The organism is Kibdelosporangium phytohabitans, from assembly GCF_001302585.1.
Taxonomy (GTDB): domain Bacteria; phylum Actinomycetota; class Actinomycetes; order Mycobacteriales; family Pseudonocardiaceae; genus Kibdelosporangium; species Kibdelosporangium phytohabitans.
The window spans coordinates 1,077,546-1,089,628 of record NZ_CP012752.1; the positions used below are offsets into that span (position 1 = coordinate 1,077,546).

The 12,083-nt window shown below is 68.4% G+C and carries 10 protein-coding genes and 1 tRNA gene; 2 read left to right on the plus strand and 9 right to left on the minus strand.

Features of this window, described 5'->3' with window-relative positions; translation table 11 throughout:
- Positions 1-467: 467 nt before the first annotated feature.
- The 9 genes from AOZ06_RS61915 to AOZ06_RS04960 all read right to left on the minus strand — a co-directional run bounded on the left by AOZ06_RS61915 (position 468) and on the right by AOZ06_RS04960 (position 8,719).
- Positions 468-785 carry a hypothetical protein gene (locus AOZ06_RS61915; protein ID WP_225953145.1) on the minus strand — a complete coding sequence of 106 codons (318 nt, stop codon included), beginning with the start codon at positions 783-785 and terminating at the stop codon, positions 468-470.
- Between the two features lie 365 nt (positions 786-1,150).
- Positions 1,151-1,969 carry a thiopeptide-type bacteriocin biosynthesis protein gene (locus AOZ06_RS04930; protein ID WP_054288329.1) on the minus strand — a complete coding sequence of 273 codons (819 nt, stop codon included), beginning with the start codon at positions 1,967-1,969 and terminating at the stop codon, positions 1,151-1,153.
- Positions 1,970-1,989: 20 nt separating this feature from the next.
- Positions 1,990-3,219, minus strand: a complete 1,230-nt coding sequence (locus AOZ06_RS04935) for a lanthionine synthetase C family protein (RefSeq protein WP_054288330.1) — start codon at positions 3,217-3,219, stop codon at positions 1,990-1,992.
- A complete protein-coding gene (locus AOZ06_RS58735; protein WP_236952422.1) occupies positions 3,216-3,545 on the minus strand; it encodes a thiopeptide-type bacteriocin biosynthesis protein in 330 nt (109 codons plus the stop codon). Before AOZ06_RS58735 ends, AOZ06_RS04935 begins: the two co-directional genes overlap by 4 nt.
- A complete protein-coding gene (locus AOZ06_RS04945; protein WP_054288332.1) occupies positions 3,433-6,282 on the minus strand; it encodes a lantibiotic dehydratase in 2,850 nt (949 codons plus the stop codon). Before AOZ06_RS04945 ends, AOZ06_RS58735 begins: the two co-directional genes overlap by 113 nt.
- Before the next feature lie 75 nt (positions 6,283-6,357).
- On the minus strand, positions 6,358-6,513 hold the full coding sequence (locus AOZ06_RS53485; protein ID WP_083472557.1) for an FxLD family lanthipeptide: 156 nt from the start codon (positions 6,511-6,513) through the stop codon (positions 6,358-6,360).
- Positions 6,514-6,554: 41 nt separating this feature from the next.
- Positions 6,555-7,805, minus strand: a complete 1,251-nt coding sequence (gene fxlM, locus AOZ06_RS04950; protein ID WP_083471515.1) for a methyltransferase, FxLD system — start codon at positions 7,803-7,805, stop codon at positions 6,555-6,557.
- 200 nt (positions 7,806-8,005) lie between these two features.
- Entirely contained in the window at positions 8,006-8,335 is a 330-nt protein-coding gene (locus AOZ06_RS04955; RefSeq protein ID WP_054288333.1) for a hypothetical protein, read from the minus strand.
- A gap of 18 nt (positions 8,336-8,353) precedes the next feature.
- On the minus strand, positions 8,354-8,719 hold the full coding sequence (locus tag AOZ06_RS04960; RefSeq protein WP_054288334.1) for a hypothetical protein: 366 nt from the start codon (positions 8,717-8,719) through the stop codon (positions 8,354-8,356).
- A gap of 330 nt (positions 8,720-9,049) precedes the next feature.
- Here AOZ06_RS04960 and AOZ06_RS04965 point away from each other — a divergent pair, with 330 nt between their 5' ends.
- Both AOZ06_RS04965 and AOZ06_RS04975 read left to right on the plus strand, forming a co-directional pair.
- On the plus strand, positions 9,050-10,378 hold the full coding sequence (locus AOZ06_RS04965; protein WP_054288335.1) for a helix-turn-helix domain-containing protein: 1,329 nt from the start codon (positions 9,050-9,052) through the stop codon (positions 10,376-10,378).
- Positions 10,379-11,408: 1,030 nt separating this feature from the next.
- Positions 11,409-11,481: transfer RNA gene (locus AOZ06_RS04975), tRNA-Arg, on the plus strand.
- Positions 11,482-12,083: the final 602 nt, after the last annotated feature.

The following is a 12,083-nucleotide window of genomic DNA, read 5'->3' on the forward strand; positions in this document are numbered from 1 at the left end:
TCACTTGCGTGGCCGATCTTGACCAGCCTCACGTCCGTGGACCCAAACATGTAGGTGTCAGTCAGCGACATTGGCTCGTACAGCCCCAGGAGCCGGTCAGACCGCAGCATGCCGAGAGCGTATCTCCTCGGTAGGACAGTCTGAGTTTGCAGCCGTCAGGTCTCGTATCGACCCCGGGGCATCGACGATGGCGGCCAACTGGCTGAGCAACCTCCTCATGGACTTCTCTCCTCGCGCTTCTTGACGAACTCGCTGACGACGCCGAGCATCGCCGAGCGTTGGGTCAATCCGGTTCACCGCCTCGGCGACCTTGGTTACAGGGTCCTCGTTGCCGAAGTCGAACCATTCGCCCCACGTTCGTACTGCTTGAACTCATCGTGCAGGGCCGTCTCCAGTATTTGTCGCCTGGACACTTCCAGAAGACGCGCAGGGGCACAGCGCAACCTGTTTGCAAATCTTGCTAAGCGCTACGTTGCACTTCGCCACCAGCTCGTGAAGGCCGGTCGCGCGCGGATGACCACGTCCGGGTCGATGTCCACGGTCGTGACCTCACGGCGGGGCCGACCAATTCTGCCATCAGGCGTCGCGTTGAAACCCCCGGATCCGATCTCCAGGACTCGCGTCCCGGGTCGCACTTGTACCTGCTCCAGCATCATGACCTGGATACTCGGAGCCGATACCCAGCTGATCGTGGTGCCTGCCTGTCCAGATAAGCCAAGCGGTCGATGACCGCAGCCTTCAGTGTGGAGGCCAGAATTTCGTCCATGATCGGGATTCCTCGTCAAACCAGGTTTCCGAGCGCGGGCCGGGATCCGGTGGTGGCGCTGGCGGGTCCGGGCCCGGGTCGGCGGCTGGGGCCGGCCGCAGGCGTGGATGCAGGTCGACCGTGACGAACCCGGCCAGCCGCAGGCCGGCGTTCATCACCTGGTGGGCGACGTTGTCGAACCGGGAGCACGGCCAGGGCTGGGCGAAGCACTGTGGGCAGGTCCACGGGTCCACGGGTCCTCGGGCGGCGGGAGATGTGTGGTGACTTCGTCGATCGATTCGGACAGACAGCACCGACCAGTCGGGTTATACCTGCACCTGGCATCGAGCGGCACCATTGGCGCGGTGTTACCCCGTTGTCTAGAACGTCAGCACAAGTAGGTCTTTAGGCGCTTAGTACGGCGGCCTTGGCAGCGTGAGTGAGCATCGCCTGGGTGTCGTGAGGCAGGCCCAAACGGTTCCAATGAAATAGGACATGGTGAGCTAAGACGGCGCGTACACCTCGTTGGAGGGTTCCATTGCGGGCCAGGCGGTTCAGGTGTTCTCCAGTGGTGTCAAACGCGGCGACCCAGCCAGCGATGTGGGCGAGGGAGCCTCCGGGTTGTGCAAGGGGGCTGGTGGGGCCAGCGTCGACGGTCATCAGACGATGGAGCGCGGGCATGGCGGAGTGGACTTGTTCAATCGGGATGCTGGGTGGGAGTAGCCGGTTGTGGGCGATGCGGGCCCAGATGTCGCCTTGTTCGTACCAGTCTTGTCCGGCGGCGCGCATGAGGTTGCTGCACAGCAGAACGGTGAGTTCCCGTCGTTGGTCGCGGTTGTTGCCGACGTGGGTGAGGATGTGTCGGCTGTCAAGGTGGAACAGGTGGTGTGCGACGGTCATGGCGTCGGCGCCACCGAAGGCGTGGAATTCGGGCTCGTAGATTTGTTCGACCCATCTGGCGATGTGGCCGCTGGCGCGCAGGGTGTCCAGTGCCCTGTGGACGGTGTCCTGGGCGGCGGCTGTGTCGTTCTGGTGGGGCGGTTGGTAGCGCAGTCGCCACTCGGGTGCTTTGCGGATGAACCACCACGATGAGACGGTGCCATCTGTTTCGGCGCGTTCCATGATCGGCAGCAGGTGCGCGGCGGCGACCTGTTCGGCGGTGGCGTAGTCGAAGAACGTGACGGCGACCTGTTGCCACGCTGGGTGATCCGGGCTGGTGTCCATGGTCCTCCGTTCGCGATGGGTCAGGCCAGCAGCAGGCAGCTGTCCCAGCCGGATCGGGTGGTGCCGGTCGCAGCGGTGTGTAGGGCGAGTGCCGCGCCGGTGCTGCCTTCGAGCAGTTCGCTGTTGCGTGGCGCGGTTTCCAGCCGCTCGACGAGCAGCGCGGTGAGGTGCGGCAGGCAGGCGTTGAGTTCACTGGTCGCGGCGTCACTGGCGGCGCGCCAGGTGGTGTGCAGGAGCCCGGCGGCGCCGTGGCAGAGGCTGGGGTCGATGATGCGGGCGAGTTGGGCGGGATCGGTTGCGCAGCCGAGTATGGCGGTCTCGGCGGTGTGTTGGCGAGCGGTGTCGCCGGTGGTGATGGCGGCGAGTTGCTGGGCGCGGGCGATGCCGGGTGTGCCATAGCACCAGGACGGTTGTAACGGTCCGGGCTGGTCACAGCGTCCAGCCTGGGCTTCGTTCAGGGTGATGGTGCGTGGCCACCATGGGCCTGCGGGGTGGTCGCGTTGCCAGGCGTCCAGCCATGTGCAGATCCGGCTGATCGCCTGGTGGTGCTCGTCGACGACGACTCCGTGGCGCAGTGCGAGCGATAGCACGGTCAGTGGACCGGCAATCCCATGCGCTAGGCCATGGTTGCTGTGGCCGTGGGGGAAGTGCGGGGATGGGCGGCCGTTGGGAGCCAGGTCGGTCCACCAGCCGGGCAGGTCGCCGCTGTTCGGGAGAGGTTCGGTGAGCCGGACGAGGTAGTCCAGGACATCGGCGGTGATCTTGTGGTGAGGGTCGACCCGTAGGTGGTAGGCGCCGAGGCCGGTGAGGCCGCGGATCAGGTCGAACTCGGCCAGGGTGGGGCGTTCGCCGCGGTCGATGCGGGTGTGCGCCTGATTCAGGCGGTCTCGAGTCAGGGCGGTGGTAGCGGCGTGCAGGGTGGCGCGGGCGTGTTGGTAGGTGGCGGCGCCTTCGGCGGTGGTGTGGATGACGTAGGCGAGGGCGGGGACGCCGAAGAACAGGCTGGCCTGTGGTCCGGCTTCCACGCTGGCGTTGGTCGCGGCGGCGAGCCAGGCATGAACGGTGCTGGGATCGCCGTGGCCGGTGCGGGCGCGTTCGGCGTGGAGCAGGACGATGCCTGCGGCGCCGTTGGCCAGCGACTGCGGTACCGGCGGGTGGTGGTTGTGCTCGGTAAAGATCGTGGCCGGGTCGGCTAAGTCGCGGGTCAGCGTGTCGACGATGTCCGCAACAGTCTGCCGTGGGGTGGTCATGGGGTTCCTCGGGTTCGGGCGGTCCAGCTAAGGGCGGCGGCGCGGGCGAGGCGGTGGCAGGCACGTTCGGTGTCGGTGTTGATTCCGTTGGCGCGCAGGCAATGCAGGTGCAGGAGCGACCCGAGCACGGTGTCCGGGGCGATCCCGGTCGTGGTGAGGGCGGCACGGTAGGCCGCGAGCGCAGCGCGGCGGTTCTCCCAGGCGCTGATCAGATCAGCACGGTCGGGCCGGGCGCGGATCGCGGCCCACCCGTCGGCGGGGTCGCCGAGGCGCACGGCCTGGGTGTGGATGTGCCGGGCGGGTGCCGGGGCGGGTTCGGTGGTGATGTGGTCGGTCAGCCAGCGCATCCCGGCAGCGGTGTCCCCCGAGGAGAGACACGGTGAGGTTGACCAGGCTCGCCGCGGTCAGCGCGAGCGGCTCGACGCCGGTCACCGCAATCCGGTACTCGCGTTGGGCGAGAGCGGCGGTGGAATCGGCGGCGAACACTGCCTCGGCGGCGGCCATGGCGTCGGCGGGGCCGAATCGGCCGGTCTCGGGCTGGTAGGTGTCCAGGTGCAGCGTGCTGATCAGGCCGAGCCCGCGCAGGTACGCGGCCCACTCGCCGACCTGGCGGGTGGCTGGTCCGAACTCGGTGGTCGAGGTGAGCCGGATCCGCAGTCGTAGGTGGTGGTCGGGATCGCGGTAGGGCAGGAACCACCAGGACGGCTGCGTGTCCCATGTGGACAGCAGGGCGGGGAGGTGGCCCAGGATGGCGGTGTGCCGGTCGGGTTGGGCGTAGAGCTTGGCGGACAGCCATTGCCCGGCCCCGGGCAGGTGCCCGTGGTTCCGGTCGATCGGGTGTACCGATGTGGCGCGGGCGGGCGTGGGCGTGGTGGTGGACGCGAGCGGGAGGACGATCTCGTGGGCGTATCCGCCGATCCAGCCGAGCTCGTCCGCGCTGGAGGCTTCGTGGAGGGTGGCTCGGCCACGTCGGTCGAGTTCGTCGCGCAGCAGCCGCAGGTGGGCCGGTTCGGTGAGGTCCAGGGGCAGGCGCTGGTCGGTGCTGCCGAGGTAGACGACGTCCGGGACCAACGCGTGCTCGCGCCAGCGGGCCACTGCCTGGACCCATTGGGTCCAGGTCGCATCCGGGCCGGGGAGTTCCGGTGCGGTCATGATCCAGCGGGCGGGGGCCAGGATCGTGCGGCCGTGGCGCAGGCGCGGCAGGAACGGCATCCGGGTCGCGGCCGGTCCCCAGGCGAACGCGGCGCAGATCGCGGTCCGGGAGGTGGGCAGTTCGGCGAGGAACCGGGCGAGCGGATGGGTGAAGTTCGTGAACTCCACCGCGCTGAACAGCGCGGGCTCAACCGGTCGGCATCGGGACCGCGACCACAGGACAAGCCGGTGCGGGTCGCCGATCACGGCCAGGTCATCCAGGTTCAGCCGTTTGTCTGCGGGGGTGTGGTGTTCGCTGATCGGCAGCGTGTGTGCCAGCAGGGCGGGATGGCGGGCGACGTTCTCGGTCGCCGCGTACAGCGGCGGGCATGACAGCTGTGCGCGCAGCGCCCCGTCTCGGACCGTGGGCAGCCCGGCGTAGACCTCGGTCATGCGTTGCTGATCGACGGGGTCGAGCAGATCGAGGATGCGACCGGTGGTGGCCCCCGCCGCGCGGAACACCCCGGTGACGACCAGGGTGAACTCGCCGCGGTCGACGGCGGCCGGGGTGGGTGCGTGCAACCGGAACGCCAGCTCGGTGTGCGGCTGCGCCGTCACCGTCGCTCGCCCCGCACTTTCCAGCTCGGCGAGCAGAGCCTCGTCGAGTGAAACCTCGATGGTGCGGGCCAGCGCCGCCCGCTGGGCCAGTGCCATCAGCCGGGTGTCCCGCTCGGTGAGCAGGGTGGCGGGGGGCTTCAGCAGGCTGTCGCGGTAGCCGGCGGGATAGCCGAGGCCGGTGTCCGGGTTCACCACCTCCAAGACGGGGACTGCGGTGCCGACGCCATAACGCTCCAGGAAACGGGAGTGGTAGTCGCGCCAGGTCGGCGTACCGAACGGGTGCGGGGTCAGCCGGGTCAGTGCGGTGGCGGCGCGTTCGGCCTCGCGGGCGACCAGCGGGGCCACGGTCAGGTGCACGTCACGGCGCAGGTCGACCATCAGCGGCCGGTCGACGGCCGCGAGCACGGTCATCGCGGTGACCGTGGTGCTGGGCTGGTCGGAGTCGGTGGTGTGGTGGTCGAGCTGGGCGGCGATCTCCTTCAGGCTGTGCACGATGGGCGCGGCCTGCGGGATCTGGTCGGCGTCCAGCAGGTTCAGCTGGTCCAGCAGGTGGGCCAGCGGGTCGGGGGCGGTCATGGGCGAGCGCAGGCTGCTGATCAGTACTCGTTGGGTGATCAGGTGCGCCAGCGTCCGGTCGATCGCCGGTTGAGGTGTGCCGGGGAACTCGGCGGCGAGCTTGTCGGCCAGGTCCGCGACCGGGATCGGTGCACGGGCGGCATCGAGGATGAGGGCGATCGCCGGGGTGTGGCGCAGGGAGACTTCCACCGGCTGCGAGTCGGGGACGGCACCGGGGGCTTGACGCAGCCCAGCGACCAAGCGCCCGTCCCGCAGCCAGTGCACCGTGTTGGCCACGACCGGCAGCCGCTGCCGTAACGGTGCGCAGGTCTCCAGCTGTGTGATCACCGTGGCCAGCCAACTGCCGTCGACCCGCGCGACCGCGCGGTGGCCGCCACCGTGACGAACAGCGGTGGCGGTGTCGAGTCGCGCGGGCGCGACCCCGGCGAACAGGCCGAACGGAGTGGCGCGGCCGGTGGCGCGCAACAAGTAGCGGGCGGTCGAGGCGACCGTGCGCCGTACCTGCCGAGGTCGTTGTTCGCGGCCGTCGAGCACATGGTGTGCCTGGCTGGCGAGCGCCGGGCTGGCGTCGGTCACCGCCGCCGCGAACGTGGGGATCGCCCACACCGTGGCCAACCAGTCCCGCCAGCCGCGAACCTGATGGGGTTCATCGCTGGTCAAGTCAGGCCACGGCGGGATGTCCAGGCCGGTGGGATGTGCGGCGGTCCGGACAATCGCCGCGTCGAGTGCGCGATACACCCCAGGCTCCTTCCGAGCGGAAGACCGGCCGGTGACGGACCCACACTGGTGCCCGTCACCGGCCACGGGATAGGGCTACTCGCAGTTGCTGTTGGAGCAGGCGCTCTGGCAGGAGACACCGCAGTTGTCGTCAGTGTTGCCCATCAGCACCGGGATCACCGGCCCGGATTCGACGATGGTCAGGTCCAGGTCGAACGCCGAACCGTTGGGGGTGTCGATCTGCGCGGTCATGCCCACTTCCTTTCCAAGGTTGGGTTTCTGGGATCTGGCGGTCAGGACACGGCGCCCTGAGGCCAGGAGATCGAGACACGGGTGTGCCTCTTGCCGATCACGCGGCCGTGCGGAAGGCCGGTTGCCGGGGAGTTGGCGGGCCAGACCTCGATGTGGGCACCGGGGCCGTAACGGTGGTCGCGGTCCCAGACACGGACGAGGTTGGCGTAGTCCTCGGCCAGGCGTTGCGCGTCCGGGCCGTGGGCATAAACGCCGAACTCGAAGCTGGTGCGCTCCTCGGAGGTAGGCCGGGTGGTGCGGTAGGCGAAGGTGGCGCCATCGATGATGGTCTTGGCACCCATCCGGGTTCCTGGGGCCACCAAACCGCTGTCACGCGCGGACTGCTGCGCGACCAGTAGTCCAAAGTGGTCGGCCTTGGTGGCCAGCCACAGGTCCATCTCGTGGAACTCCTCGAACCCGCCGACCTCGACACCGGACCACACCTCGACCCTCGGCATGTCCAGGCTGGCGCCCAGGCCGTCGGGATCAGTCGGGGTCTCGCCGTCAATGCGCAGGGCGACTTCCTCGCCGCGCAACAGGGTCAGCCGCTCCTGGTTCGCGCCTTCGCCCTGCATCGCGACGAACCCGCACAGCCGGTGCCCGGTGCTCACCAGGTGATCGCCGTCGCGGGCCAGGACGAAGGAGCGTTCCAGACCACGGACCCGCAGGGGAACAACGATCCTGCCGTCTGCGGCGAGCTGGTCGATCCAGGCCGGGGGAATGTCCCAGGCCCCGGCGGTGACGATGATCCGGTCGAACGGGCCGCGTTCGGCCGCGCCGTGCTCACCGTCGCCCAGAACCACCACGACCTGCGGGTATCCGGCCTCGTCCAGGCAGCGGCGGGAGCGCTCGACGATCTCGGCGTCGATGTCCAAGGTGGTGACCTGCCCGGTCTCGCCGACCAGTTCGGCGATCAGCGCGGCGTTGTAGCCGCCGGAGCCGATCTCCAGCACCCGCATCCCGGGCCGCAACTCGGCCTGCTCCAGCATCGTGGCCTGCAACCAGGGCGCCGACACCGAACTGGTCACCATGCCGTGGGCGTCGCGCTTGCGTTCGACGATGTCGTCACGCCGATAGGCGGCCTCAGGCGTCTCGTTCGGGGCGAACAGGTGCCGGGGCACGCGGGCGAACACGGCCTCGACTTCGCTGGTCGTGAAGTCGCCCTGATTGCGCATCTCGGCGACCATCGCCGCGCGGAGTTCCTCGGGTGTGCTGGTCGTGTCGCTGACGCTGTCGTCTCGGAGTGTGTTCACTCGGTCACTCTTCCAGTTCTCCTCGGGTCGGGTTTCAGGGGTCTGTCGCTACGTCCGGGTGGTCTGCGGCGGGCGGGCGTTCGCTGGGCTCTGCATGGTGTTTCCCTTGGGCGGAAACATTCTTTGGTCTTCCTGTCCTCTCGGTGTAGCGATCTCGCAGTGTGCCGGAGCACTCCGACAATTCGGTTCGGGCGAGTGGGCTACGTCAGCCGTCGCAGGCCGTCGCGGACCCGTTTGAGCAGGTCGGGGTCGCGCTCGATGCGCACCGGCCGCAGCGGCTTCGGGATGCTGCGCGGTGTGCGTCGAAGCACTTCAGTCGCAGCGGTGTCGGTGGTGTGGGGGTCCGGCATGGCGTTGTCGATCCTGGGCAGGACGCCGGTGGGCCAGTCCGTGTCGATGGCGGCCAGGCCGCGTGGGTCGGTGTCTCGGGTCGACCAGTTCAAGTGCAGGGCACACCCTTCCTCGGCGGCGCGGGCCAGCAGTTCGGTCGCGGCGATCGCCTCGTCGTGGTGGCCGTCATGTCTGCCCACGGACGTGCATCCCGCATATCACGGTGTCCACAGCGGGTTTGGCTTGATCACCAGGCTCGGAGCGCCTGGCGAGTCCGGGGCAGGCAGCGTGAACAGGTCGGTGACGACCTCGGCGATGTCGTTGCCGTCACGTACCCAGACACATCCGCCGCCATACGCGCCGGCCCGGACTCGGGCGGTAATGGCGTGGGTGCGGTCGAACAGATAGATCGCGTCGGTGTACTGACGCACTGACCGGCTACCAGCAAGCCCCAAGAGCTGGTCGTGCTGGTCATACAGCGGCCGACACACCCAGCCCGCGTCGCGGACGCCCACCAACGGCGCCAGTTCGGGATACTGCTGCACCGCGTCGGCCTCGGTGATTGATTTCCTCGAGTTGTCCACGGCAGCCCCTCCAGCCCGTCGACAGTGGGAGGCGCCCGGTGCCGGGGACGATCGGGGCCGACCGAATTCACGTGCACTGCCCCGCTGGGGGCAGAACCCGGGGGAAGTTGTTCGGTTGGTCTCGCACCGGCACCAGGTGCCCTGCCATCGAGCCTGGCCGCAGACGGTCGCGTCGGGAACCGAGCCGAATACGGAGATCAAGACTGGCCGGCCCCGGAGGAACGGCTGGGGCCAGCCCGGAGGATTGGCCGGAGGATTCACGGCTCGTGTCCGCGAAATCCCAGGAAGAGAGCTACGCTAAGCAATCGAGTTGTCGCGGAGGGATGGGGTGTGTCCGGCGAACCGAACGACCTGCTGAGGGCTGCCCGCGAAGCCGCGGGCATGACCCAGGGACAGCTCGCGGAGTTCGCGAACACTCAGGTCGAGCAGGCGACTGGCACTCCCGGCGCGATGGACGCCGACTACATAGGCAAACTCGAACGCGGCGTCCACCACTGGCCCAACCGGCAGTACCGAACCGCGCTGCGACTGGTGCTGCACCGGCGGTCCGACTCCGATTTGGGCTTCTTCAGTACCCGGTCCCGAGCCGCTACCGTGGATTCGGCCCGACCGGTTCCCGATGGAGGTGACGACGTGGAACGCAAAGCTTTTCTGCGGGTGCTGGCAGGCTCGGTCGCCGGAATGGCGTTCAGCGACCCCCTCGGCGCCGTCGCCGCCGTCGCCGACCCGGGTACACCGCGCCGAGTCGGGCAGGCAGACGTTGACCAGATGCGTCACCTGGCGCGCATGTTCGCCAGCCAAGACCACCTGTTCGGCAGCGGCCTGTCCGCAGACGCCGTGGTCACTCAGCTCAACATCTCCGCGCAGCTGCTCCACGGGCGCTTCGCCGCTGAGAAGGTCCGCCAGGGGTTGTTTTCCGCCGTGGCCGACCTGGCCGACATCGCGGGCGGCATGTGCTTCGACGCGGGCGCACTTGCCCAGGCCGAACGCTGCTTTCGCTTCGCGGTCGGCGCCGCGACCGAAGCCGGGGACTGGGCGATGCGCGGCAAAGCCCTCTCGGGGCTGGCCAACCTGGCCGTGCACCAAGGACGACCGGACGACGCGCTCAGCTACGCCGAAACCGCGCTGGTCCGCGCCGACCGGCTCACCCCGGTCGTCACAGCGGTCATGCACACCCGCCACGCCCGCGCGCTCGGCCTCGCCGGACCTCACCGCGAGACTGACTGCCTCACCGCCACCGGCCACGCGCAAGACGCTTTCGCCCGCAGCGGCGGGGACGAGCCGGACTGGATCGCCTACTACGGGCCCGCGCACCTCGAACGCGACCTGGGCCGCGCGCTGTTGCACCTCGCGGTCAACGGCGGCGACCACACCGCCGCCCAGGCACACCTCGCCACGGCCGTGGACCGGTTCCCGCAGCAACACTCACGCGGCAAGACCCTGGCCGTCGCCAATCTGGCCCACCTCACCATGGCCCGCGACGACCCGCACCACGCGGCCACACTCGGCCACAGCGCCCTCGACGACGTGGGCCCGATCCGCTCCGACCGGGTGTTCGAGGCGCTGCGACAGTTGCGTATCGCTGGCCGCCGCCATCGCACGATCCCCGCAGTTCGAGAGCTCAACGCCCGCATCAACCGAGCCCTCAAGCCAGTCTGATGGTTCACTGCACGGCCAAAACGTCTGCCGTGAACATCCTCGTGCAGAGCCAACTACCACCCCTGGACCGCTGACCGCCTGGGCTGTGCGGATCATGTGCGGACCCGCCCGCACACAGACCGGGTCCGCACACCGGCTGGTGCCGGTCGGCACAGCTGTGCGGACCCACTGCTCCGCAGGCCCGTGAGCTGACCTAACCGACGTCGCTCGCTGGACGTTGCACGTGAGCAACTGGATCTCGTCATCCCGGCTCATAAGAGCTCCGACCATAACGGAGGAGTATTGCCGGTGGGTTTGGGCAGGCGGCGCACGGCGACGGCCACGGACTCCAGCCGAGCGGACACTTCGTGGGTTTCGCAGGCCAGAACGTGCAGCTCGATGTAGTCGGCGAGGCGGGGGAGGAAGTGGTCGCCGGAAGCGACGACGAATCGCCATTGACCGCGGGTGGTCAGGTATCGCGTGTTCGGTCGGGGCGATTTTCGGCTGCGTGCGGGTCGTTGCTGACCGTCTAGGGCACGGCGGCCGCAACGCCGTTCGTTCCTGGCGTGATTCCGGACCGGCAACGTGCGAGGGCTGGGCAGTGGCGACTGACCAGCAGGACCGACTGGCCCAATACCTACACGACCTCCGATACGAGCAGCGCCTCCGCGGGGATCCTCCTGACGTCGTTCGAGCGCGCGAGCGCCGGACGATTCGCGCTCCAGGCCGGTCCACCCGTTTCCGATACGCAACCTCACCCCGAGGTGTCCGCAGCCCACAGCCTCGACCCGAAGAATCGCTGCCACCGCCGTCAGCACCGAGGGAGATCGACTTCCAACTTGGTGAACAACCTCGCCACTTGCGCAATGAACCGGGCCTGGTACTCGCTCCTGTCGGACTGGTTCAACTCCGGTAGTGAGCACTGTGAGGCTGTGTTTTGCGCGCTCGACACGCAGCTCTCTGATCGATCGTCGGCTACCACGACGGTGATGGCCACATGCCACCGTCGTCGACGGAAGACGTTCCAGCCGCTGCTAAGATAGGCACGAACGCCTCCGTAGCTCAGCGGATAGAGCACGGCTCTCCTGAAGCCGGTGTCGCAGGTTCAAATCCTGCCGAGGGCACTCGTCTTTCACCGGGCGAAACGGCCCCCTACCAGCAGCAATGCCAGTAGGGGGCCGCTTACACGTTGCTCGGCGCGTAAAGCGACGCTCGGTGAGACCGCTGTCCGAGGGCGTACCAGAATCCGATCCTTGATTGGTCAGTGGGACCGCGCTGGGTGAGCAGGTGGCAGCGGACCTCCAGGCGTCGCGATCGTCACGCAGCCCGCCGACACCGTCTCGGCGGACGTTGTCACAAGCCATCATCGGGGACTCCTCGCCAGACACGCCCGTGGTCTGGTAGCGGGGATCCAGCAATGGCTCCCCGCTACCCGACACAGTTTTCGATCTCAGTCACAGCTCGACACGCCCGTGTGCCAGCGGGTGCCTCGCGACACGCCAACCAGTCTCGACCATATGTTCGAGAAAGGCTACGGTAGGTCCTCGTGACGACGCTCGCGATAGGTACAGGCAATCCTGCAACCCCGCACGGACCCGCGCGCTACCGGACGACCGCGCATGGTACCCAAGTTGTCGTGCCTGCCCGGTGTCCGAGCGGCCGCCATGTCCTCGCGACCGGTAACTGCCGGATTGTCGAAACCGCCAACATCCTGCAGATCGCTTGC

Bases quoted from the DNA above. Each gene is read 5' to 3' on its own strand.
- AOZ06_RS04930 (WP_054288329.1), bottom strand. From the start codon at position 1,969: ATGGACACCAGCCCGGATCACCCAGCGTGGCAACAGGTCGCCGTCACG.
- AOZ06_RS04935 (WP_054288330.1), bottom strand. From the start codon at position 3,219: ATGACCACCCCACGGCAGACTGTTGCGGACATCGTCGACACGCTGACC.
- AOZ06_RS53485 (WP_083472557.1), bottom strand. From the start codon at position 6,513: ATGACCGCGCAGATCGACACCCCCAACGGTTCGGCGTTCGACCTGGAC.